Genomic DNA, 20813 nt, shown 5'->3' on the forward strand with positions numbered 1-20813 from the left:
CATTTCCCCTGTCATGGCCGGCCTTGTGCCGGCCATCTCGGCCTCTGACGCGCTGTCCGGGATCGAGATCCCCGGCACAAGGCCGGGGATGACGGTCATTCTGGAAGTTTTCGGTCAGGCTCTGAAGCGACCTAACCGTCTTATCTCGGCTCGACGCCGTCGCGCAGCGCCCGCATGGCTGTGAAGTCGGTGTCGAAGCCCTCGGCGGCGGCGACGCCGATCATGCGGACATAGCCGCTGCGGCCGAAGCTGATCCATTGCGCCAGCTTCACTGGCTTGCCGGTCTTGACGTCCTCGCCCTTGGCGATGATCTCGAAGCCCGGCTGGCCGGCGATGCGCAGCGGGCCGCCACGCTCCAGCCTGATCTCGCGCACGCCCGGCACCGAGGCGACGGCGCGCCGCGCGAAGCTCGGCCGCTCATCATCGCGCACGTCGCCCATGCCGTAAGCGGCGACGAAATAAGGCTGGTCGGCGCCGTCAAGCACATCGTTCGGACCCTTGGTCAGCAGTACCGCGGAACCGCCGAGCACCTTCACGATGCGATAGCCTTCCAGCGGCGAGACACGGAAGGGCAATTTGGCCAGCAATTCCTCGGTGGTCGGCGGCGGACGGAACACCACGCTGAGCAAGGCCTGCTCGATGGCCGCGTCCGGATAGCGTGCGCTCGCCTCGTCGGGAAGCTGCGCGGTGACGAGAGCGGTGGTGCCGTCGCCGGCCGCCAGCAGGATCCATTTGCGCAGCGCCAATGTGCCAACGCTCTGGAAGCCGGAGAGCAGCTGGCCCTTGACGCCGCCAGCGAGCTCGACATCGCGGCGCTTCTCGATGGTCACGCCCTGCTTCGCCAGCGCTGCGGCGTTGGAAAAGCTGTCCCGCACCTCCTGATAGGCCGGCGGCGGCATTTCGGCGATGAGGATGGACGCACGCGCGCCGCGATCCTCGAAGCCCTGCACCATTTCGCTCGGAATCATGCCGGCGGGCGGCACCAGGCCAACCGAGCCGCCCCTGGCGAAGACCGGATCGGCGGCATGCGCCGGCAAAATGAGGCAGAGCCCGACCATCAGGCCCGCAAAAAGTCTCAACATGCCGTTTCCTCAATTTTCAAGGGCACGATCAATCGGATGCACGCGCCGTAGTGTCAAATTGATGCGCCCAGGCCCATTCAGCAAGGTCGAGCTGCCGGGCACGATCCGATCGACACCGTGAAAGGCGAGCCGGCTCAAGCCGGAGAGCAGCAGGGCATCCCCGGATTCGAGGCGGATGGAACGGGTCGGATCGCGCCGCGAAGTGCCGCCGATACGAAACACCGCAGTATCACCGAGAGAAAGCGACAGAACCGGGGCGGCGAATTCCAGCTCGTCACGATCCTGGTGCAGCCCCATGCGGGCGCCCTCGCCATACCAGTTGATGAGGCAGGCTTCCGCCTCCGGGGCATCGGCGGCCAGCATCCGCCAGGCCTCGCGGAGCACCGGCGGCATGGGCGGCCAGGGCTGGCCGGTTTCCGGGTGGGTTTCCTGGTAGCGATAGCCGGTCTCGTCCGAAACCCAGCCGAGCGGACCGCAATTCGACATGCGCACCGAAAACGCCTTGCCGGTCTTCGGCATGCGCGGGGTGAAGAGCGGTGCCTCGGCGAGCAGCGCGCGCAGTTCGGCGACGAGCGCCTCCTGCCCCAGGCGGTCGAGCCAGCCCGACCACCACAGGCAGCCCGGGGCGATCTCGATCGCGGCCGCCATTTGCCCGCTCACAATTTCCTGAGCGCCACCGCCTCGACCTCGTGATCGCCGCCCTTGTGCAAGATGAGGTCGGCACGCTGGCGGGTGGGCAGTATGTTCTCGCGCAGATTGACCAGATTGATGCTGCGCCAGATCGACTTGGCGGTGGCGTCCGCCTCCTCGTCGGTGATGCCCGAATAGCGGTGGAAATAAGCTTTGGGGTCGCGGAACGCGGTCTCGCGCAGCCGCATGAAGCGCTCGACATACCAGCGCTCGAGGATCGCCTCGTCGGCATCGATATAAATCTTGAAGTCGAAGAAGTCGGAGACGAACGGTATGCCCTTGCCGTCCTTGGGCGGGCGGCTGGTCTGCAGCACGTTCAGCCCCTCGACAATAAGGATGTCGGGCTGGTCGACCTCGACCGTCTCGTTGGGCATCACGTCGTAATTGAAGTGGCTATAGACCGGGCCGCGCACCGGGCGGCGCCCGGCCTTCACATCGGTGAGAAAGCGCAGCAGCGTCGGAACGTCGTAGCTCTCGGGAAAGCCCTTGCGGCTCATCAGGCCTTCGCGTTCCAGCACCGCATTGGGCAGCAGGAAGCCGTCCGTCGTCACCAGCGACACTTTCGGCGTGTTCGGCCAGCGGGCCAGCAGCGCCTGGAGCACGCGCGAGGTGGTCGACTTGCCGACCGCGACCGAGCCGGCGACGCCGATGATGTAGGGCATCTTGCCGCCTTCCTCGGGGCCGAGGAATTTCTGCATCTGTCGATAGAGACGCTGCTCGGCACCGACATAGATCGACAGCAGGCGCGAGAGCGGCAGATAGATCTCGACGACTTCGGCGATATGAAGCCGGTCATTGAGACCCTGCAGGCGCGCAATCTCGTCGTCGCGCAGCGGCTGCGGCGTGTCGGCACGCAACGCCGCCCATTCCTCGCGCGTGAAATTGCGAAAGGGCGACAGCCCCGGATCGACCTTCATCTCCATAAGCGCAGTCCTCACCCGATCGCCCGGGTCTTGGAGTTGCCCGGCGTTGGTCGACCGTATACCACGATTTTCCGCCATGCGCAGCCGGCTCAGCACGACAATATAGGAGGTTCAGCCCGCCGGGCGCGATGCCTTTTCCTCAATGCCGGATTGCGCTGTGCGCCGTGCCAATTCGGCATAAACCTCGTCAAGCGGTATGTCCCTTGCTTTCAGCACCACCAGCAGGTGGAAAAGCAGGTCGGCAGCTTCCCCGACGACCGCCTTGCTGTCGCCGGCGACCGCGGCGAGCGCGGTCTCAACCGCCTCCTCGCCGAGCTTCTGGGCGCATTTGGCAACGCCCTTGTCGAGCAGGCTGCGCGTATAGGACGGCTTGCCTCCGCCGCTCGCGCGGGCGGCAATGGAGGCCGCCAGATCGTCGAGGGTGAAACGCGATTTGCTCATCGGCCGGCCTCGACGCTGCGGCGCACCGGCAGGCCGGCCTCGGCGAGGCGCTGCTTGGCGGCACCAACGGTGAAGGTGCCGAAATGGAAGATCGAGGCGGCAAGCACCGCCGAGGCGCGGCCTTCCCTGATGCCATCCACCAGATGATCGAGCGTGCCGACGCCGCCGGAGGCGATCACCGGCACCGGCACGGCGTCGGATATGGCGCGGGTCAAAGCGAGGTCGAAGCCCTCGCCGGTGCCGTCGCGGTCCATCGAGGTCAGCAGGATCTCGCCGGCGCCGAGCGCCACCACTTCGCGGGCATACTCCACCGCATCGAGGCCGGTGCGGTTACGCCCGCCATGGGTGAAGATCTCCCAGCGGTCTTCTTCGCCTGGCGCGGAGACCTTCTTGGCATCGATGGCGACGACGATGCACTGCTCGCCGAACTTTTCCGCCGCCTCGCGCACGAACTGCCGATTGGAGACAGCGGCGGTGTTGATCGAGACCTTGTCGGCACCGGCGTTCAGCAGCGCGCGGATGTCCTCCACCGTGCGCACCCCGCCGCCGACAGTGAGCGGCATGAAGCATTGCTCGGCGGTGCGGCTGACGACATCGATCAGCGTGCCGCGCGCCTCATGGCTGGCGGTGATGTCGAGGAAGCAGAGTTCATCGGCGCCGGCGGCATCATAGGCCTTCGCCGCCTCCACCGGATCGCCGGCGTCGCGCAGATCGACGAAGCGCACGCCCTTGACGACTCGGCCGTCCTTGACGTCGAGGCACGGTATGACGCGCACTTTAAGCCGAGATTCCTGCACCATCTCATTCTCGCTCATAGCGGCAGCCCGGCGATCAGCGACAGAGCTGCGCGGGCGTCGAGCCGGCCGTCATAGAGCGCACGCCCGGTGATGGCGCCTTCCAGCCCGGCGGCGCGGGGTTCAAGCAGCGCACGCACATCATCGAGCGAGGCCAGGCCGCCGGAGGCGATCACCGGGATCGACACGCCCTCCGCAAGCGCGATGGTGGCCTCGAGATTGAGGCCCTTGAGCAGGCCGTCGCGGGCGATGTCGGTATAGATGATGGCGGCGACGCCGACATCCTCGAAGCGCTTGGCGAGTTCCAGCGCCTCAAGGTCCGAGCTCTCGGCCCAGCCTTGCACGGCGACGCGGCCATCCCTGGCATCGAGGCCGACGGCGACGCGGCCGGGATGGTGCATCGCCGCGTTCTTGACGAATTCGGGATCGCGGACCGCCGCGGTGCCGAGGATGACACGCGTGACACCCTTGGACAGCCAGCCCTCGACGGTCGCCATGTCGCGTATGCCGCCGCCGAGCTGCACCGGCATTGCCACGGATTCGAGAATGCGGTCCACCGCTTCGCCGTTCACCGGCTTGCCGGCGAAGGCGCCGTCGAGATCGACGATGTGCAGATAGCGGAAGCCCTGCGATTCGAAGAGCCCGGCCTGCTGGGCGGGATCGTGGTTGAAGATGGTGGCGCGTGCCATGTCGCCCTGCTGCAGGCGCACGCACTTGCCTTCCTTCAGGTCGATGGCCGGGAACAGGATCATGGCGTCCACCTCAGGAAATTGGCGAGCAGAGCGAGACCGAGCGTCTGGCTCTTCTCGGGGTGGAACTGGGTGCCGGCGAGATTGTCGCGCGCCACCATGGCGGTGACCGGCTGGCCATATTCGCTCACCGCCACGATGTCGGCATCGTCGGACGCCGCCAGGTGGTAGGAGTGCACGAAATAGGCGTCGAGACCGGCTTCGCCGGTCGGGATGCCGTCGAGCAGCTTGTGAGGGCGGCGCGCCTCCAGCGAATTCCAGCCCATATGCGGGATCTTCAGCGAGGCGTCGTCTGGCGCCAGCTTGACGACGTCGCCGGGAATCCAGTCGAGGCCATTGGTGACGCCATGCTCCAGCCCGCGGGTCGCCATCAGCTGGAGGCCGACGCAGATGCCGAGGAAGGGCCGTCCCTTTTCCCGGACGACCTCATTGAGCGCCTCCACCATGCCGGGCACGGCGTCGAGGCCGCGGCGGCAATCGGCATAGGCGCCGACGCCGGGCAGCACCACGCGCTCGGCGGTGCGCACCGCGTCCGGATCGCTGGTGACGAGGATCCGCTGGCCGGTGCCGCTCTCACGCGCCGCGCGCTCCAGCGCCTTGCCGGCGGAGTGGAGATTGCCGGAGCCGTAATCGATCAGCACCACATTGCCGCCGCTCATCGTCCGCGCGCCTCCGGAAACAGCCCCAGCACCGGATTTGGCGCCATCGAGGTCGTGCCGGTAGGTGCCTGTATCGGGGCGCTGAAGGCGATGGCGCTCGCCGCAGTCGGGGTAGTGGACAGCCAGCCCTCGAAGAAGCGCCGCTCGGCGGACTCCCGGTCGGGCGCCACCACGGCGCCAAGCTCCTCATAGCCACGCCAGCTGAGCTTGGCACGGCGCAGGTCCGACAACATCAACGCCACCAGCAAATTCGGCAGCAGGAACAGCAGGCCGGCGGGACCGTCGAGTTCCAGCGCATTGAGCGCGAAGCCGATCAGGCCCTGCAGCACGATATAGACGATGAGCGCCAGCCAGAGCCGATAGCGCAGCAGCACCAGCGGCGCGAACAGGATCGACAGCCAGGAGAATTTCTCGCGCACGAACACGACGCGCTCCGCCCATTGGGCGAGCGTCGGGGCCGCACCGTCCTTCGCCTCATCCGGCTCGAACACCGTCCAGACCGCCATGATGTCCTCGCCTTCAGCCGCCGAGGCTGCCCTTGGTGGAGGGGATCTCCCCCGCCGCTGCCGGATCGATCGCGACCGCGGCGCGCAGCGCCCTCGCCAGACCCTTGAAGCAGCTCTCTGCTATATGGTGCGCATTGGCGCCGTACAGAGTCTCGACATGCAGCGTCAGCCCGGCATTGATCGCGAAGGCCTGGAAGAATTCGCGCACCAGCTCGGTATCGAACTCGCCGATCTTCGCCACCGCGAACTCGGTGCGGAACACCAGGAAGGGCCGGCCGGAAATGTCGAGCGCGACACGGGTCAGCGTCTCGTCCATCGGCAGATGCAGGCTGGCATAGCGGGTGATGCCGCGCATGTCGCCGAGCGCCGTCTTCACCGCCTGGCCGAGCGCGATGCCGACATCCTCCACCGTGTGGTGGAAGTCGATATGCAGGTCGCCCGTGGCTTCCACCTTCAAATCGAAGCGCGCATGGCGGGCAAGAAGGTCGAGCATATGATCGAAGAAGCCGACACCGGTCGCGATCGACGCCTTCCCCGTACCGTCGAGGTCGACGGAGAGGCGGATCTGCGTTTCCTTGGTGGCGCGGGTGATTTCGGCCGTGCGCATGTGAAAAGCTCCCGAAGGCCGGCGTCTTAGCAGCAATGGCGGCGCCGCGCCATATGGCCGGTTGCGCCGCATCAAGCCGCTGGCGCACCTAGCGGAAAGCCGTATCATCGCGCCGCGGCGCACGCGTCTTCGCACCATATCTCCCGGAGCCCTGCGGATGGACATCGCCACCTTGCGCTCGCGACTGCCGCTGTTCCTCGCCGTGTTCATCGACATCTTCTCGTTCGGCCTGATGTATCCCTTGATCGTCGGGCTGTTCGAGAGCGACTGGATCGTCCGCGCCTATTCGCCGGCCGCCCGCGACACCTTGCTGTCGCTGGCGTTTTCGCTGTTTCCGATCGGCATGTTCTTCGGCGCCTCGCTGCTCGGCGACCTGTCGGACGCGCTCGGCCGGCGCCGCACGCTGATGATCTGCATGGCGGGGCTCGCGGCCGGCTACGGGCTGATGTGGTCGGCGCTGGAGCTCTCGCACCTCTGGCTGTTCTTTGCCGGTCGGCTGCTCTGCGGGCTGATGGCCGGTACCGCGCCGATCGCGCAGGCCTCGGTCATCGACCATGCCGCCCCCGACCAGCGCAGCGCCGCCATGGCGCAGATCATCCTGGTCAATACGCTCGGCATGGTGGCCGGACCGGCGGTCGGCGGCCTGCTCGGGCATTGGGATTTCCGCCTGCCGCTCGCTTTGGCGCTGGTGCTCTGCCTCGTCACGCTGGTCGCGCTGCGCACCGCGAACTTCAGCGGCGACAGCGCGAGGCGCGCATTCAGGCTCGACTGGAAGCAGCCGTTCCGGCTGCTGGCGCGCATCAAGGACCGGCCGGCGGTGATCGCGCCGGTGGCGTCCTTCTTCCTGTTCCAGCTCGGTTTCCTGATCTACTACACCTTCATCCTCATCGAGATGCAGCGCTCCTACGGCTTCTCGACCGCTCAGCTCGGCCTGTTCTCGATGGCGATGGGCATTGGCTGCGCCATCTCCTCGGCCTGGGGCTTCGCCTATGTGCGGGGCAGGCTCGGCAACGACCGCGCGGTGACGCTGACCGGCCTCGCGCTGTGCGGGCTGTTCACCATGGCGAGCGCGCTGCCGGTGCCCGCTTTCGGCCAGGTGGCGCTCGCCATGCTCTCGACCATGAGCAACATCCTCGCCTTCATCACGCTGCTGGCGGCGATCTCCTCTTCGGTGGACGAGACCGAGCGCGGCTGGGCGCTGGGCATCGGCAATGCCGGCGTCGCGCTTTCCGTGCTGCTCGCCGGGCTGCTGACCAGCCTGCTCACCGTGTTGTCGAGCGATGTCTTCCTTGCGCTGGGCGGCGTGCTGATCCTCACCGGGCTGGTCCCGGCGCTGCGGCTCGCCTCCGCCCCGGTACAGGCGCCGGCGTGATATTGGTTGCACACACGCGGCGACCGCCTAAGTAAGGGCTCTCGACCGGAGCCCATAATGTCCCACGCCCCCGACACCATTTACGGCACCACCATCGTCTCGGTGCGCTCCGGCAGCCGCGTCGCCATTGGCGGCGACGGCCAGGTGACGCTCGGCAATACGGTGATGAAGTCCAATGCCCGCAAGGTGCGCCGGCTGGGTCGTGGCGACGTCATCGGCGGCTTTGCCGGCGCCACCGCGGATGCATTCACGCTGTTCGAGCGGCTGGAAGCCAAGCTCGAACAATATCCCGGCCAGTTGCAGCGCGCCGCGGTCGAACTCGCCAAGGACTGGCGTACCGATCGCTATCTGCGCCGGCTGGAGGCGATGATGATCGTCGCCGACGCCAGCATCACCCTGGTGCTCACCGGTACTGGCGACGTGCTGGAACCGGAAGGCGGCATCGCCGCCATCGGTTCCGGCGGCGGCTATGCGCTCGCCGCCGCCCGCGCGCTGTCCGATAGCGGCCAGGATGCCGAGGCGATCGTGCGCAAGAGCCTCGGCATTGCCGCGGACATCTGCATCTATACCAACAGCAACATCGTGGTGGAGACGATCGGGTGACGATCCCGCGGGTGATCTCCGAGCGCACGCTCCTCGCCGCCACCGAGCGCGGCGTCCTCACGCCCGACCAGGCGGAGAGGCTGCGCGCGCTGGAGGCGGAGCTGGCGCCGGTCGCTGCGCCGCTTGCCCAAGTTTTGCCCGACGATGATGAGCGGTTGCGCTTCATCAGCGGCTTCGGCGACATCTTCGTCACCATCGGGCTCGCGCTGTTCCTCGGCGCGCTCAGCTATTTCGCCGAACGGCAGTTCGAGGCCACCGGCGTGTGGGCGATCATGGCGGCGGCGGCGTGGCTGCTTGCCGAGTTCTTCACCCGCCGCCAGCGCATGGCGCTGCCGAGCATCGTGCTGCTCATCGTCTTCGCGGTGTCGGTGTTCTTCCTGTGCGCGAGCTTCGCCGATCCGCTCACCGAAGGCGCGGGGCGAATGGCGCTGGTGCTGCCCATGCTGCCGGAGATCAGCGGCTCGATGGCGGTGGTGATCGCCGGCCTCGGCACCTTTGCCGCCGTGGCGCTGCATTATTGGCGCTTCCGCGTGCCGATTACCCCGGCCGCCGGCGCCGCGGCGCTGGTCACCGTGGTCATCGGCCTCGTCGGCGCGCTGGATCCGGGCCTTGCCGAGACCATCATCTCGCCATTGCTGCTGGCCTGCGGCCTCGCCGTGTTCGCGCTCGCCATGAGTTTCGACATCAGCGATCCGCAGCGGCTGACGCGGCGCACCGACATCGCCTTCTGGCTGCATCTGCTGGCAGCGCCGCTGATCGTGCATCCGCTGATCCAGGGCTTCGTCTGGGCAGACGGCACGCCGGGCGCAACCGGCACCGCTGCCTGGCCGATGCTCGCCACCTTCGCCGTGCTCGGCCTGGTCGCGGTGCTGGTCGACCGGCGCGCGCTTCTGGTGTCCGGCCTTGCCTATGCTGGCATCGCCTTCGCCGCGCTGGTGCGCGACAGCGGTGTGGCCGGCAGCTCGACGCCGCTGACCATATTGGTGCTCGGCGCCTTCATCCTACTGCTCAGCGCGCTCTGGCATCCGCTGCGGCGCGCCGTGCTCGCCATGCTGCCGGCCGGCCTGGCGCGCCGGCTGCCGAATCCGACCGTCCTTTCCACGACCCGAATCGCATCATCGACATGACCAATTTCTCCCCCCGCGAGATCGTTTCCGAGCTCGACCGCTACATCGTCGGCCAGCACAAGGCCAAGCGCGCGGTCGCCATCGCGCTGCGCAACCGCTGGCGCCGCCAGCAGCTGGAAGGCCAGCTGCGCGAAGAGGTGCTGCCGAAGAACATCCTGATGATCGGCCCCACCGGCGTCGGCAAGACCGAGATCTCGCGCCGCCTCGCCCGCCTCGCCGGCGCGCCCTTCCTCAAGGTGGAAGCCACCAAATTCACCGAGGTCGGCTATGTCGGCCGCGATGTCGAGCAGATCGTGCGCGATCTCGTCGAGATCGGCATCGGCCTGGTGCGCGACGCCAAGCGCAAGGATGTCGAGGCCCGCGCCCATCTCGCCGCCGAGGAGCGAGTGCTGGACGCCCTGGTCGGCTCAACCGCCTCGCCCGGAACGCGGGAGAGTTTCCGCAAGAAGCTGCGCGACGGCCTGCTCGACGACAAGGAGATCGAGGTCGAAATAAGCTCAACGGGCGCGCAGGGCATGTCGATGTTCGAGATCCCCGGCATGCCGGGAGCGCAGATGGGCGCCATCTCGCTCGGCGACATGCTCGGCAAGGCGTTTGGCGGACGCTCCAAGCCGCGGCGCGTCAGCGTGAAGGACGCCCATCCGCTGCTGCTGTCGGAAGAAGCCGACAAGCTGATCGACCAGGATGCCATCGTGCAGGAAGCGATCCGCGCGGTGGAGGAGAACGGCATCGTCTTCCTCGATGAGATCGACAAGATCGCCGGCCGCGAAGGCCGCTCCGGCGCCGACGTCTCCCGCGAGGGCGTGCAGCGCGACCTGCTGCCGCTGATCGAGGGCACCACGGTCTCGACCAAGCATGGCGCGGTAAAGACCGACCACATATTGTTCATCGCCTCCGGCGCCTTCCATGTCTCCAAGCCCTCCGACCTGCTGCCGGAATTGCAGGGCCGCCTGCCGATCCGGGTCGAACTGGAGCCGCTGACCCGCGAGGACTTCAAGCGCATCCTCACCGAGACCGAGGCGAGCCTGGTCAAGCAGTCGGTGGCGCTGATGGCGACCGAGGGCGTGAGCCTCACCATCACCGAGGACGCGGTCGAGGCGCTTGCCGACATTGCGGTGGAGGTGAATGCCAGCGTCGAGAATATCGGCGCGCGTCGCCTGCAGACGGTGATCGAGCGGGTGCTGGACGAACTCTCCTTCACCGCGCCGGACCGTTCCGGCGAAGGCGTGACCATCGACGGCGCCTATGTGCGCGAGCGAGTCGCCGACCTCGCCAAGAACGCGGATCTCAGCCGGTTCATCCTGTAGGGGACGATCTCCTTTCTCAGAGTTGGACCCAGTCGAGGTGACGGGCGCTGTGCAGGATGCGTTCGATCACCACGGCTTCGTCCCGCTCAGCGTAGAAGATGAGATAGCGGCCGTGCACGGCCACGCGAACGCCCGCGCCATATTCCTCACGCAAGCGACAAGCCGCCGGCTGCTCGGCAATGGCTTGGCAGCGCTCGCGGATTTCCGCGACAAAAGTGAGTGCTCGCCGCGGGGTATCGGTCGCGATGAAGAGCGCAATTTCGGTGAGGTCTACCTCGGCCGCGGCGGCGAAAGCGCAACGAGCCGCCACCTCAATCTTCCAACCGCCTGATCCGGGCTTCGAGGCGCTCGAACATCTCGTCTGCCGGTATTGTCCGGCCGGACTGACGGCTCTCTGCGATCGAGCGGCGAATATCCTCCACCTTCAAACGATGCAGATCATGCTGCTCTTCGAGCAGCCGTAATCCGGCGCGGACCACTTCGCTTGCGTTGTTAAACCGCCCGCTCGCGAGCTGATCATCGATGAAAAGCTCGAAATGCTCGCCAAGGGTAAAACTACGCGGCATGGCCAGCTCCGATATATCACCTACTATGATCTAATATCATAAATCATCCCGGCCGACGCAATATCTTCAGCCGTCCCAGCAATTCGGCCACCGCTTCCGGCGGCAGGGTAGCGATCTCGCGGGCGAGGAGATTGGCAAGTTCGGTGGCTTCCGGGGTGAGGCCTGCGGTGTCGACCACGACGCGCGGATCGGACAATTCAGCCAGCGCGCGCAGCGCCTCGGCGTCGTCCCAGATCACGTTGAAATAGGCCATGATGCGCTGAAGCATGATGAAGGTCGGTTGGCCGCGCTTGCCGTGCTCCAGTGCCGAGAGATAAGCAGCGGAGACCCCGACGCCTTCCGCCATCTGCTTGAGCGTCACGCCACGCTCGGCGCGCATCTCGCGCATGCGGCGGCCGAACGGAGTCATCTGCGTGGCTCCCGCGTACGGCGCACCCGCACATAGAGCGCGCCTTCGCCGCCATGGCCGCGCGCGGCGGTCTCGAAACCCACCACCAAAGTGCGCATCTCCGGCGCCGCCAGCCATTGCGGCACCAGGCGGCGCAATACGCCGCGCCCGCCTTCGCCGGACAGCGCAAAGCCCTGGTCGCTGGCCGCGCCCTTGCCGGTGATGACCAGCACCAACACATGGCCGGCACCCTGCGCCCCGAGCAGGAAAGTGTGCAGCCGGCGGTGCGCCACCGCCTGCGTCAGGCCGTGCAGATCGAGCCGGGCATCGACCTCGGAGCCGCGGGAGAGCCGGCGGCGCAATTTGGGTTCGATCGGTGCCAGCGGCGGCGGTCCAGGTGGCGCTGCCGGCTTGGCGACGACCGGCGCCGGTGCGGGCTTTCCCGGCTTGGCAGCGGGCTCCGGATCGGGCGGTAGCTCCGGCACCAATGTCGGCTCGTCGGGATGCAGCGGGCGGATCGAGCGCGTCACATGCTGCCACAGTGCACGCTCCTCGGCATCGAGCGCCCGCCGCCGGCGCCGGCCACCGGGATTGCCATCCGCGGTCATGGCGTCGCGCCCGCCGCGGCCTCGGGCGTGGTCCCGGGTGTGGCGGCCGGAGGTGCGGTGGTCTCGGGTGCGGTTACAGGCGCTCTCGGCGCGTCCGCCGGGCGGGCAAGCGGCAAGGGCGGCGGCGGCGCCTTCGACGGATCGAGCGCGCGCGGCAGCAGCATGGCGAAGCGGCCGGGATTCTGCATGCGGCCGGCGATGGAGCCGGCCTCCTTGCCGGCGCCGAAAAAGATGTCGGCGCGCGCCGGCCCGACAATGGCCGATCCGGTATCCTGCGCGATCATCAGCCTCTGGAACGGCGTTACCGGCGCCTCGCTGTCGATCGGCAGCTTGGCGTCGATATAGAAGGGCGTGCCATAGACATGGAGCGCCCGGTCGACCGCGATCGAACGCCCCGCGGTCAATGGCAGGCCCTGCGCCCCGACGGCGCCGTCGTCCTTCGACAGTTCCTTCGCGATGCGGAAGAAGACATAGGATTTATTCTGCCGCATCAGTGCCTTCCCGGCTTCGGGGTTTGCCGAAATATAGGCACGGATGGCGTCCATCGAGATCTTTTCGCGTGGCACGATGCCCTGATCGACCAGGAAACGGCCGATCGGCGTGTAGGTCTGGCCATTATGGCCGTCATAGTTCAGCCGCAGCACATCGCCGTCGGGCAGGCGTACCCGAACCGAGCCCTGTATATGGGCAAAGAAGGCGTCGACCGGGTCCTTGATCCAGGCGAGTTCCAGCCCGCGATCCTTGAGCGCGCCATCCTCGATCGCGGCACGGTCGTAATAGGGCACGAGGTTCTTGCCATCGCGGCGGAACGCCTCGCCCTTGTTCGAGGGGGAACCCTTCTTCGGCGAGCGAATGATGAGATCGGGCGGGCGGCGATAGAGCGGGCTCTGGTATTCCTCGGTGCGCTGGCGCGAGCCCTCGACTTCGGGCTCGTAATAGCCGGTGAGGAAGCCATGCCGGGCATCCACCGCCGAGATCAGGACAGGGCGGAACTCGGTCTCGAAGAAGTGCCGCGCCGCCGCCTCGTCCGGCTTTGCCGGCAGCTTGTGGGCGCGGGCGCAGATCGCCCGCAACGCGCCGAAGACCGGCCGCCCGGGACGGACGGGGTCGCGACCTTGCCGGATCGGCACGCAGCTTTTGCGAAAGGTGGCGAGGGCGGCGACGTGGTCGTCCGCGGCCCAGCCGTCCAGCGCGGCATAGTCCGTCGGCTCCAGCGCCGCCTCCGGCATGCGGAAGAGATGAGCGGCGGCGGTGCGGGCGGGTTTCGTGGCAATGTGGGCGGATCGGTGCGTGGGCCTTGCTGCTGCTTGGCCCGTTTTAGCCCGGCCAACATACCCACGCGGCCGCAGCGGCGTCTCATGCGTGCGGGAAATCGGTTTGGCGAGGGCGCCGTCAGCCCCGCCGAGCGGCAGGCTCACGCTTGGCGCGAGCACCAGGGCGGCTGCAAGGAGAAGGCGGGCGAGGGTAGCGTGAAATGCGTCCACCCCCGCATTCTCTCACGCCGCCGCTTCGGTGGCGACCAGCTTCCAATTGGGATCGCGCGCACCGAGATCCCGCGAGAAGGTCCAGACATCGGTGACGTCGGCCACGGTCTCGGGATCGCCGTCGGTGACCTCGCCGCCGGCATTGCGCGTCACCGAGATGAGCTGCGAGACGAAGCGCACCGTGATCTGGGCCGTACGGGCCTTCACCTGCGCGTCGATGATGTCTGCCTTGTCGATGGCGACGAAGCGGGTCTCCATCGTCTCGCCGCGGGTCTCGCGCTCGGTAATGGCGGCGGAGAAGCCGTCATAGACGTCCTTCGCCAGCAGATCCTTCAAAGCGCGGCGGTCGCCATTGGCGAAGGCCAGCACGATCATCTCATAGGCCGAGCGGGCGCCGGTAAGGAAATGCTGCACATCAAAGCCGTGCTCCTGGGCGGCGATGGCGTCGAGGCCATTGGCCACCGCCGAGCCGATATCGGCCACGCCCGACCAGCGCGGCGTGGCCGGCTCGTCGGCGTCGGCCTCGACCGGTCCTGACGGCGCGGTCACGGCCTCGCCGGGCCGCTCGGGGAAATTCACCACCTTGTCCGAGCGCCCATCGGTGCCGGCCGGCGCCTTGGCCGGATCCTGCCGCGAATAGGGATCATAGGGCGGCCGTTCGCGCCCGGTACGCTGCCCCAGCACGCTGCGCAGCCGCATGAAAATGAACACGGCCAAGGCCAGGAATATGATCGTATAAATATCGAACACGTCGCTCTATGCCGTGGTTCGTCACGGAATGCGGCGCCAGGCGCCTGCCCCGTGCACGTTTGCCGTTACCGTCGATACGCGCTGCCGCAAGGCGTTGCACGCATCCACCCTATCCTATGTACGCCGTCGCCGGGATTTCGCCAGCCCGTCTGTGCCGCAGCGTCATCACGTGGTGAAGGCGAAATCATGGATTTCTCAAGGAGACTAGTGCATCGCGACGCCGCGCGCCAAGCGCCGCAACGCAAGTAGGCCCGGTCCCTCGCCTTGGCAGGAACACCCAAGCGTGATAGCAGCACGCCGCCTCACCACATGCCGGGCGCCCGCCGGCTCGCGCTGAAGAAGCGATCACGAAGAACGACGCCAAACGGCGGACAACGGAGACTAAAATGACCGAGACCGACAACGCCGCAAACGCGACGGCCATGCCGACGCTGCACGTCGTCGCCCAGTACACCAAGGATCTTTCGTTTGAGAATCCGGGTGCTCCGGCCTCGCTCGCACCGTCCGGCCAGCCGCAGATCAACATCCAGATCAACGTCAACGCCCGTCCGGTAAAGGAAGGCGAGTTCGAGGTCGAGCTGAAGATCGACGCCAAGGCGGAGACCCAGGGCAAGCTGCTGTTCGCGGTCGAACTGCTCTATGCCGGCATCTTCCGCGCCCAGAACGTGGCGCAGGAAACGCTGCACGCCTTCGTCATGATCGAGTGCCCGCGCATGCTGTTTCCGTTCGCGCGGCAGATCGTCGCTGACACCGTCCGCAATGGCGGTTTCCCGCCGCTGATGATCGATCCGGTCGATTTCGTCTCGCTCTATCGCCAGCGCATGGCGCAGCAGGCCCCGGCCGCTTCGGTGCTCAGCTCCTGAGTCTTTCCCTTAAGGGACGGACGAGCCTCGCCCTCGGGGTCTGACCGAAAACTTCCGGAACGACCTCCATCCCCGGCCTTGCGCCGGGGATCTCGATTCCGGATAGCACATCACGGGCCGAGATGGCCGGCACAAGGCCGGCCATGACGTGGGAATGGCCCACTTTACCTGCCATCGTTGAATTCTGAGTCAGGCTCTCGGGATGACGTGGTTCATTCTGGTCTTCGAAGCCGTTCAGCCCGCAGCAGCAGCCCCCGGCTCCGTCGCTTCGTACGCCCGCCACAGCGCCCCCTCGCCCAGGCTCGCCACGAAGGCGGCATGGGCGGCGGCTTCCACCGCCGAGATGCGTGGCGGAAGCGGTACCGGACGCTGGCGTACCGAGGCGTTGCCCGCCTGCCGCGCCGCGTTCACTTCGGCCGAGTCGAGGATGAGCGCCGCCTGGCGGCCGCCGGCCAGCTCCGCATAGACATCCGCCAGCAATTCGGAATCGAGCAGCGCGCCGTGCTTGGTGCGGCGCGACAGGTCGATGCCGTAGCGCGCGCACAGATCATCCAGCCGGTTCGACCCGCCGGGATGGCGGCGGCGCGCCAACGCCAACGTGTCGACCACGCGATCGAAGCCGAGCACGGTGCGGCCGAGACGGGTGAGCTCGGCATTGATGAAGCCGATATCGAACGACGCGTTGTGGATGACGAGCTGCGAATCCGCGATGAAAGCGAGGAATTCGTCCGCCACCGCCGCGAACAGCGGCTTGTCGGACAGGAATTCGGCGGAAAGCCCGTGAACGTTGAACGCCTCGATCGGCATGTCGCGTTCGGGGTTGATATAGACGTGGTAGTTCTGGCCGGTGGGGATGCGGTTCAGCATCTCGACGCAGCCGATCTCCACCAGCCGATCGCCGCGCAGCGGATCGAGGCCGGTGGTCTCGGTATCGAGCACGATCTCGCGCATTGCCGTCCTAATCCTTCGCCAGCTGCTTCAGCAGCGCCGCCACCTGCGCGCGTGCCGCGTCCAGGCCGCGGCTGGTATCGATGACATGATCGGCCCGGCGGCGCTTTTCCGAATCGGGCACTTGCCGCGACAGAATCGCCGCGAATTTTCCTTCCGTCATGCCCGGACGGGCAAGAACCCGCTCGCGCTGCACAGATTCCGGCGCCGAGACCACAACGACGGCGTCGACCCTGCCCTCGGCTCCGGTCTCATAGAGCAGCGGGATGTCCAGCACGGCGATGGGCGCGCCGTCGCGCCGCGCCTGTTCCAGAAAGGCAACCTCCCGCGCCCGCACGAGCGGATGCACGATGGTTTCAAGGCGTTTCATCGCCGTGTCATCGCCGAGCACGCGGGCGCCGAGAAGGCCGCGATCGATGCGGCCCTCGACCGCAACGCCGGCAAAGGCGGCTTCGACCGGAGCGACACCCTCCGCACCGTAAATCTCGTGGACCGCGGCGTCGGCATCGTGCACAGGCACCCCGAGTTCGCGGAACAGGCCGGCGGTGGTCGATTTGCCCATGCCGATGGAGCCGGTCAGGCCGAGCCGGAACGGGAGTTTCGCCGTCACACGAGTTGGCCTTTGGCCGCGAGGTCGGCGACGACGAGGGCGCGAAGCTCCGGCGTCACCTTCGGCCGCACCCCGAACCAGCGCTCGAAGCCCGGCACCGCCTGGTGCAGCAGCATGCCGAGCCCATCAATGGTGGCGATGCCGCGGGCCTTGGCGGCACGCAAAAGCGGCGTTTCCAGCGGCACATAAACCGCATCCGTCACCACCGCGTCGGGCGAGACCAGGGACAAGTCGATATCGAGCGGCGGCTGGCCCTTCATGCCGAGCGAGGTGGTGTTGATCAGCAACCTTGTGCTGTTCAGCCAGCCGGGCATGTCGCGCCATTGTACCGGCACGACCTTCGGCCCGAACTGCGCGCGCAGCGCCTCGGCGCGCTCGAAGGTGCGGTTGGCCACCGCGATACGATCGACGCCGCGGCCGAGCAGCCCGTGAATGATGCCACGCGCCGCACCGCCGGCGCCGAGCACCACCGCCTCGCCGAGCGCGCGCTGCCATTCCGGCTCGCCGGCATCGAGATTGGCAAGGAAGCCATAGACATCGGTATTGGCGCCGTGCAGCCGGCCGGCCTCGTACCAGAGCGTGTTCACCGCGCCGAGGGCGGCGGCGTCCTTGTCCAGCTCCGCGGCGGCACGGAAGGCGGCTTCCTTGTGCGGCACGGTGACATTGGCGCCGACATAGCCCCGATCGCTCAAGGTGTTGAGAAAGCCGTCGATCGCCTCCGGTGCCACGTCCTCGAGGCCGTATGAGCCGTCAATGCCGTGCTGCGCCAGCCAATAGCCATGGACCAGCGGCGAGCGGGAATGGGCGACGGGATGGCCGATGACGCAGGCGCGGCGAATCACGGCAGCACACCTTTCACAGCAGTACGCTTTCCCTGCGGAGGAAGCCGAGCAGAGGCAGCAGCGGCAGGCCGAGGATCACGGAATGCGCCCCCTCGATCCGCTCGAACAGATGGATGCCCAGCCCTTCGAGCTGGTAGCCGCCGACGCTGCCCAGCACCGCGTCGCCGGCGGCATCGAGATAAGCGTCCAGGCTCGATGGTTGCAACGGCCGCATGGTGAGGTGCGCCGCTTCTACCGTGTCAAACACGATCGCGCCGTCACGGGCCAGCGCCACGGCGGAATGCAGCGCATGGGTGCGGCCGGCGAGACGAGCGAGTTGGGCCCTCGCCGCGTCCCGATCCACCGGCTTGTGGAAGCTCTCGCTGCCGAGTGCCAGCGTCTGGTCCGCGCCAATCACCAGCGCATCCGGCCGCAGGCGGCTGCCGGCCAGCGCCTTCTCCCGCGCCAGCCGCCGGGCGACACCATCCGGCCCGTCCTCGGGGGCCTCGGCTTCGACCGCGCGCTCGTCGACCTCGACGCCGAGGATCTCGAACGGCAGCTTCGCGGCTTCCAGCAGTGCCCGCCGCGCCGCGCTCTTCGAGGCCAGGAGGAGCGGCGCAGTGCCGCGCCAGAGCGGATTTACCGGGTGGGTCATCAGTCGGCTTCCGCGGCCTTGCGACGGTGCTCCTGCAACAGGCCGATGATTGCCGCCGCGGTTTCCTCGATGGAGCGCCGGGTGACGTCGATCACCGGCCAGTCATTGCGTGCGCAGAGCCGGCGGGAGAAGGCGATCTCCTCGGCCACCGCCTCGCGGTCGATATAGGCGTCGTTCGGCTGCACCGCGTTCAGCCCGAGCAGGCGGTTGCGGCGGATCTCCACCACCCGCTCGGCGCTCGCCACCAGCCCGACGATGAGCGGTCGCTTCAACAGCGGCAGCCCGGGCGGTACCGGCATGTTGGGCACCAGCGGAATATTGGCGGTCTTGATGCCGCGATTGGCGAGATAGATGCTGGTCGGGGTCTTGGACGAACGGGAGATGCCGAGCAGCACGACGTCGGCTTCCTCGAGCCCGTCCGTGTGCTGGCCGTCATCGTGCATCACCGTGTAGTTCATCGCATCGATACGGCGAAAATAATCGCCGTCGAGCTGGTGCTGGCCGCCGACGCGCGGGGTCGGGGTACCGCCGAGATAGGCCTGGAACAGCCGCACCACCGGAGCCAATACCGAGAGCACCGGCACGCCGTTGCGCTGGCAATAGAGCTTCAGCCGCTCGCGCAGCTCGATATCGGTGATCGTATAGAGCACCATGCCGGGATAGGCCTCGATATCGCCGATCACCTTGTCGAGCTGCTTCTGGGTGCGGATCAGCGGATAGATGTGCTCGATCGGCTTCACATGGCTGTACTGCGCCGCGGCGGCGCGGCCGACGCTGATCAGCGTCTCGCCGGTCGAATCCGAGACGAGATGGAGATGGAAATAGCTTTCCGCAGTGCGGGCGGCATCGCTCACGCCGGTCATCCACAGGCCTGTGTACAGAGGTGCGAAAAAGCCACGGCATCGCCCGGCTGGCAAGGGCGGGCTGGGGATAGTGGCATTTTCCCTCCACAGGCGACCCGGTTGGGGATGGCGTGGAAGGGCTGTGCGTGAATGCAGGGGAGAAGCCGAGCCGGCCTGGTAACGTCTTGTTAAGGAATTGAGATTCCCCGCCCAGCGCGGGGCGCGCGAAAGGACAGGCTGGGGATTGGTTGCCGGATCGGCGTAACCCGGCTAATTCGCAGGCACAGACTCAAAAGACTCTCATTGAAAGAGATTTATAAAAGATGAAGAGACCGGGGGATGGCTTCCCGCAGGACCAGGAGAAAGCCGGCCTCCGGGTGGGTGAGAATCCATTGCTCCAGGCCCTCAACGGCCATGTGCCTGTGAGGGTTCCCGTCTGGATGATGCGCCAGGCCGGGCGCTACCTCCCGGAGTATCGGGCGCTGCGCGAGAAGGCCGGCGATTTCCTGACGCTGTGCTACACGCCGGACTTTGCCACCGAGGTGACGTTGCAGCCGATCCGCCGCTTCGGCTTCGATGCGGCGATCCTGTTCTCGGACATCCTCGTGGTTCCTCATGCGCTGGGCTGCGAGCTGCGCTTCGAGGCCGGCGAGGGGCCAAGGCTTTCCACCACCGGGACCGTGGATGATCTCGGCCGCCTCGCCACCGAGCTGGATCCCGCCAAGGTCGGCAAGGTCTATGAGGCGGTGGCCCGAATCCGCGCGGACTTGCCGAAGGAGACCGCGCTGCTGGGCTTCTGCGGTGCGCCCTGGACGGTGGCGACCTACATGATCGCCGGCCGCGGCAGCGACGACCAGGCGCCGGCGCGGCTTGCCATGATGCGCGATCCCATCTTCTTCGAGGCGCTGATCGATCGGCTGGTCGAGACCTCCAGCGCCTATCTGATCGGCCAGCTCAAGGCTGGAGCCGACGCGGTGCAGATCTTCGACAGCTGGGCCGGCGTGCTCAGCCCCGAAGAGTTCGTGCGCTGGAGCGTCCAGCCGATCGCCCGGATCGTCCGCGCGGTGCGGGTGAAAATCCCCGATGCCAAGGTGATCGGCTTTCCCAAGGGGGCGACGCTTCCCGGGCTGACGGCGCTGGTCAATGAGGCGGGCGTCGATGCGATCGGGCTCGACTGGACCGTGGATCGCCGGGCGGTGCGCTCGGCCCTTGGTGCCCGGGTGGCGCTGCAGGGCAATCTCGATCCGCTGCGACTGATTGCCGGTGGCCGGGCGCTCGATCAGGGGATAGACCGCGTCCTCGACGATTTCCGCGGCGCTGCCCATATCTTCAATCTCGGCCACGGCATCCGTCCGGAAACCCCGATCTCCCATGTCGAGCACATGCTGAAACGGTTGCGGGGCTGAGCCGTGCTCTAT

26 protein-coding genes are annotated in these 20813 nt (G+C 67.1%); 6 read left to right on the top strand and 20 right to left on the bottom strand.

The features are described from left to right. Nucleotides 1-140: 140 nt before the first annotated feature. The 9 genes from G3545_RS18625 to hisB form a co-directional block, all read right to left on the bottom strand. On the bottom strand, nt 141-1082 hold the full coding sequence (locus tag G3545_RS18625; protein WP_170014758.1) for a hypothetical protein: 942 nt from the start codon (nt 1080-1082) through the stop codon (nt 141-143). Between the two features lie 9 nt (nt 1083-1091). Next, on the bottom strand, nt 1092-1730 hold the full coding sequence (locus tag G3545_RS18630) for an alpha-ketoglutarate-dependent dioxygenase AlkB (RefSeq protein WP_170014759.1): 639 nt from the start codon (nt 1728-1730) through the stop codon (nt 1092-1094). A gap of 8 nt (nt 1731-1738) precedes the next feature. Continuing rightward, nucleotides 1739-2695 (bottom strand): type I pantothenate kinase, encoded by a 957-nt coding sequence (gene coaA / locus G3545_RS18635; RefSeq protein ID WP_170018152.1) that lies wholly within the window; start codon nt 2693-2695, stop codon nt 1739-1741. A 111-nt stretch (nt 2696-2806) separates the two neighbouring features. Further along, nucleotides 2807-3136, bottom strand: coding sequence for a phosphoribosyl-ATP diphosphatase (locus G3545_RS18640; RefSeq protein ID WP_170014760.1), 330 nt, complete (start codon nt 3134-3136; stop codon nt 2807-2809). After that, nucleotides 3133-3936: an imidazole glycerol phosphate synthase subunit HisF gene (hisF, locus tag G3545_RS18645; protein WP_170014761.1), complete on the bottom strand. Its 804-nt coding sequence runs from the start codon at nt 3934-3936 to the stop codon at nt 3133-3135. The genes G3545_RS18640 and hisF overlap by 4 nt, the downstream gene beginning before the upstream one ends. Before the next feature lie 11 nt (nt 3937-3947). Further along, nucleotides 3948-4682 carry a 1-(5-phosphoribosyl)-5-[(5-phosphoribosylamino)methylideneamino]imidazole-4-carboxamide isomerase gene (gene hisA / locus G3545_RS18650; protein ID WP_170014762.1) on the bottom strand — a complete coding sequence of 245 codons (735 nt, stop codon included), beginning with the start codon at nt 4680-4682 and terminating at the stop codon, nt 3948-3950. Next, nucleotides 4679-5338 carry an imidazole glycerol phosphate synthase subunit HisH gene (hisH, locus tag G3545_RS18655; protein WP_170014763.1) on the bottom strand — a complete coding sequence of 220 codons (660 nt, stop codon included), beginning with the start codon at nt 5336-5338 and terminating at the stop codon, nt 4679-4681. Before hisH ends, hisA begins: the two co-directional genes overlap by 4 nt. Next, nucleotides 5335-5844, bottom strand: a complete 510-nt coding sequence (locus G3545_RS18660) for a DUF2628 domain-containing protein (RefSeq protein WP_170014764.1) — start codon at nt 5842-5844, stop codon at nt 5335-5337. Before G3545_RS18660 ends, hisH begins: the two co-directional genes overlap by 4 nt. Nucleotides 5845-5857: 13 nt before the next feature. Further along, nucleotides 5858-6451, bottom strand: a complete 594-nt coding sequence (gene hisB, locus G3545_RS18665) for an imidazoleglycerol-phosphate dehydratase HisB (protein ID WP_170014765.1) — start codon at nt 6449-6451, stop codon at nt 5858-5860. A 157-nt stretch (nt 6452-6608) separates the two neighbouring features. On the opposite strand from hisB, the gene G3545_RS18670 reads away from it, so the two are divergent. Genes G3545_RS18670 through hslU form a run of 4 tightly spaced genes read left to right on the top strand, consistent with a single transcriptional unit; the run spans nt 6609 to nt 10860 of the window. Further along, nucleotides 6609-7823 (top strand): MFS transporter, encoded by a 1215-nt coding sequence (locus tag G3545_RS18670; protein ID WP_170014766.1) that lies wholly within the window; start codon nt 6609-6611, stop codon nt 7821-7823. A 57-nt stretch (nt 7824-7880) separates the two neighbouring features. Further along, on the top strand, nt 7881-8426 hold the full coding sequence (gene hslV / locus G3545_RS18675) for an ATP-dependent protease subunit HslV (protein WP_170014767.1): 546 nt from the start codon (nt 7881-7883) through the stop codon (nt 8424-8426). Then, on the top strand, nt 8423-9553 hold the full coding sequence (locus tag G3545_RS18680; RefSeq protein ID WP_170014768.1) for a hypothetical protein: 1131 nt from the start codon (nt 8423-8425) through the stop codon (nt 9551-9553). Before hslV ends, G3545_RS18680 begins: the two co-directional genes overlap by 4 nt. Further along, complete coding sequence (gene hslU, locus G3545_RS18685; protein ID WP_170014769.1) at nt 9550-10860, top strand: ATP-dependent protease ATPase subunit HslU; 1311 nt, start codon at nt 9550-9552, stop codon at nt 10858-10860. Before G3545_RS18680 ends, hslU begins: the two co-directional genes overlap by 4 nt. A 16-nt stretch (nt 10861-10876) precedes the next feature. Here the strand turns inward: hslU and G3545_RS18690 are convergent, their stop codons facing one another. From G3545_RS18690 to G3545_RS18715, 6 genes are all read right to left on the bottom strand, one after another. Then, a complete protein-coding gene (locus G3545_RS18690; protein ID WP_170014770.1) occupies nt 10877-11170 on the bottom strand; it encodes a type II toxin-antitoxin system RelE/ParE family toxin in 294 nt (97 codons plus the stop codon). A gap of 1 nt (nt 11171) precedes the next feature. Continuing rightward, on the bottom strand, nt 11172-11426 hold the full coding sequence (locus G3545_RS18695; protein ID WP_170014771.1) for a type II toxin-antitoxin system ParD family antitoxin: 255 nt from the start codon (nt 11424-11426) through the stop codon (nt 11172-11174). 43 nt (nt 11427-11469) lie between these two features. Then, the gene (locus G3545_RS18700; RefSeq protein WP_170014772.1) at nt 11470-11835 is read right to left on the bottom strand and encodes a helix-turn-helix domain-containing protein; all 366 of its coding nucleotides are present in this window, start codon (nt 11833-11835) and stop codon (nt 11470-11472) included. Beyond that, entirely contained in the window at nt 11832-12422 is a 591-nt protein-coding gene (locus G3545_RS18705) for a Smr/MutS family protein (protein WP_170014773.1), read from the bottom strand. Before G3545_RS18705 ends, G3545_RS18700 begins: the two co-directional genes overlap by 4 nt. After that, the gene (locus G3545_RS18710; protein WP_170014774.1) at nt 12419-13651 is read right to left on the bottom strand and encodes a murein transglycosylase A; all 1233 of its coding nucleotides are present in this window, start codon (nt 13649-13651) and stop codon (nt 12419-12421) included. The genes G3545_RS18705 and G3545_RS18710 overlap by 4 nt, the downstream gene beginning before the upstream one ends. 267 nt (nt 13652-13918) lie before the next feature. Beyond that, nucleotides 13919-14656 carry a Tim44/TimA family putative adaptor protein gene (locus G3545_RS18715; protein ID WP_170014775.1) on the bottom strand — a complete coding sequence of 246 codons (738 nt, stop codon included), beginning with the start codon at nt 14654-14656 and terminating at the stop codon, nt 13919-13921. Nucleotides 14657-15042: 386 nt separating this feature from the next. Between G3545_RS18715 and secB the strand changes: the two genes are divergently transcribed. Continuing rightward, the gene (secB, locus tag G3545_RS18720; protein ID WP_170014776.1) at nt 15043-15519 is read left to right on the top strand and encodes a protein-export chaperone SecB; all 477 of its coding nucleotides are present in this window, start codon (nt 15043-15045) and stop codon (nt 15517-15519) included. Nucleotides 15520-15753: 234 nt separating this feature from the next. Here the strand turns inward: secB and dnaQ are convergent, their stop codons facing one another. The 5 genes from dnaQ to G3545_RS18745 are packed head-to-tail and all read right to left on the bottom strand — an operon-like array spanning nt 15754 to nt 19416. Further along, nucleotides 15754-16470 carry a DNA polymerase III subunit epsilon gene (gene dnaQ / locus G3545_RS18725; RefSeq protein WP_170014777.1) on the bottom strand — a complete coding sequence of 239 codons (717 nt, stop codon included), beginning with the start codon at nt 16468-16470 and terminating at the stop codon, nt 15754-15756. 7 nt (nt 16471-16477) lie between these two features. Further along, nucleotides 16478-17077: a dephospho-CoA kinase gene (gene coaE, locus G3545_RS18730; RefSeq protein ID WP_170014778.1), complete on the bottom strand. Its 600-nt coding sequence runs from the start codon at nt 17075-17077 to the stop codon at nt 16478-16480. Further along, entirely contained in the window at nt 17074-17919 is an 846-nt protein-coding gene (locus G3545_RS18735; RefSeq protein ID WP_170014779.1) for a shikimate dehydrogenase, read from the bottom strand. Before G3545_RS18735 ends, coaE begins: the two co-directional genes overlap by 4 nt. A 13-nt stretch (nt 17920-17932) precedes the next feature. Then, the gene (locus G3545_RS18740) at nt 17933-18553 is read right to left on the bottom strand and encodes a Maf family protein (protein ID WP_170014780.1); all 621 of its coding nucleotides are present in this window, start codon (nt 18551-18553) and stop codon (nt 17933-17935) included. Next, nucleotides 18553-19416: a pyruvate, water dikinase regulatory protein gene (locus tag G3545_RS18745; protein ID WP_170014781.1), complete on the bottom strand. Its 864-nt coding sequence runs from the start codon at nt 19414-19416 to the stop codon at nt 18553-18555. Before G3545_RS18745 ends, G3545_RS18740 begins: the two co-directional genes overlap by 1 nt. A 302-nt stretch (nt 19417-19718) precedes the next feature. On the opposite strand from G3545_RS18745, the gene hemE reads away from it, so the two are divergent. Continuing rightward, on the top strand, nt 19719-20801 hold the full coding sequence (gene hemE, locus G3545_RS18750) for a uroporphyrinogen decarboxylase (RefSeq protein WP_170014782.1): 1083 nt from the start codon (nt 19719-19721) through the stop codon (nt 20799-20801). Nucleotides 20802-20813 lie beyond the last annotated feature (12 nt).

Origin of the sequence: Starkeya sp. ORNL1, from assembly GCF_012971745.1 — a bacterium.
In the GTDB taxonomy this organism is placed as follows: domain Bacteria; phylum Pseudomonadota; class Alphaproteobacteria; order Rhizobiales; family Xanthobacteraceae; genus Ancylobacter.

Bases quoted from the DNA above. Each gene is read 5' to 3' on its own strand.
- G3545_RS18705 (WP_170014773.1), bottom strand. From the start codon at position 12,422: ATGACCGCGGATGGCAATCCCGGTGGCCGGCGCCGGCGGCGGGCGCTC.
- G3545_RS18710 (WP_170014774.1), bottom strand. From the start codon at position 13,651: ATGCCGGAGGCGGCGCTGGAGCCGACGGACTATGCCGCGCTGGACGGC.
- hisA (WP_170014762.1), bottom strand. From the start codon at position 4,682: ATGATCCTGTTCCCGGCCATCGACCTGAAGGAAGGCAAGTGCGTGCGC.
- hisB (WP_170014765.1), bottom strand. From the start codon at position 6,451: ATGCGCACGGCCGAAATCACCCGCGCCACCAAGGAAACGCAGATCCGC.
- hisF (WP_170014761.1), bottom strand. From the start codon at position 3,936: ATGGTGCAGGAATCTCGGCTTAAAGTGCGCGTCATACCGTGCCTCGAC.
- coaA (WP_170018152.1), bottom strand. From the start codon at position 2,695: ATGGAGATGAAGGTCGATCCGGGGCTGTCGCCCTTTCGCAATTTCACG.
- G3545_RS18700 (WP_170014772.1), bottom strand. From the start codon at position 11,835: ATGACTCCGTTCGGCCGCCGCATGCGCGAGATGCGCGCCGAGCGTGGC.
- dnaQ (WP_170014777.1), bottom strand. From the start codon at position 16,470: ATGCGCGAGATCGTGCTCGATACCGAGACCACCGGCCTCGATCCGCTG.
- hisH (WP_170014763.1), bottom strand. From the start codon at position 5,338: ATGAGCGGCGGCAATGTGGTGCTGATCGATTACGGCTCCGGCAATCTC.
- G3545_RS18745 (WP_170014781.1), bottom strand. From the start codon at position 19,416: ATGACCGGCGTGAGCGATGCCGCCCGCACTGCGGAAAGCTATTTCCAT.
- hslU (WP_170014769.1), top strand. From the start codon at position 9,550: ATGACCAATTTCTCCCCCCGCGAGATCGTTTCCGAGCTCGACCGCTAC.
- hemE (WP_170014782.1), top strand. From the start codon at position 19,719: ATGAAGAGACCGGGGGATGGCTTCCCGCAGGACCAGGAGAAAGCCGGC.
- G3545_RS18670 (WP_170014766.1), top strand. From the start codon at position 6,609: ATGGACATCGCCACCTTGCGCTCGCGACTGCCGCTGTTCCTCGCCGTG.
- G3545_RS18625 (WP_170014758.1), bottom strand. From the start codon at position 1,082: ATGTTGAGACTTTTTGCGGGCCTGATGGTCGGGCTCTGCCTCATTTTG.
- G3545_RS18630 (WP_170014759.1), bottom strand. From the start codon at position 1,730: ATGGCGGCCGCGATCGAGATCGCCCCGGGCTGCCTGTGGTGGTCGGGC.
- secB (WP_170014776.1), top strand. From the start codon at position 15,043: ATGACCGAGACCGACAACGCCGCAAACGCGACGGCCATGCCGACGCTG.
- G3545_RS18660 (WP_170014764.1), bottom strand. From the start codon at position 5,844: ATGGCGGTCTGGACGGTGTTCGAGCCGGATGAGGCGAAGGACGGTGCG.
- G3545_RS18640 (WP_170014760.1), bottom strand. From the start codon at position 3,136: ATGAGCAAATCGCGTTTCACCCTCGACGATCTGGCGGCCTCCATTGCC.
- G3545_RS18695 (WP_170014771.1), bottom strand. From the start codon at position 11,426: ATGCCGCGTAGTTTTACCCTTGGCGAGCATTTCGAGCTTTTCATCGAT.
- hslV (WP_170014767.1), top strand. From the start codon at position 7,881: ATGTCCCACGCCCCCGACACCATTTACGGCACCACCATCGTCTCGGTG.
- G3545_RS18740 (WP_170014780.1), bottom strand. From the start codon at position 18,553: ATGACCCACCCGGTAAATCCGCTCTGGCGCGGCACTGCGCCGCTCCTC.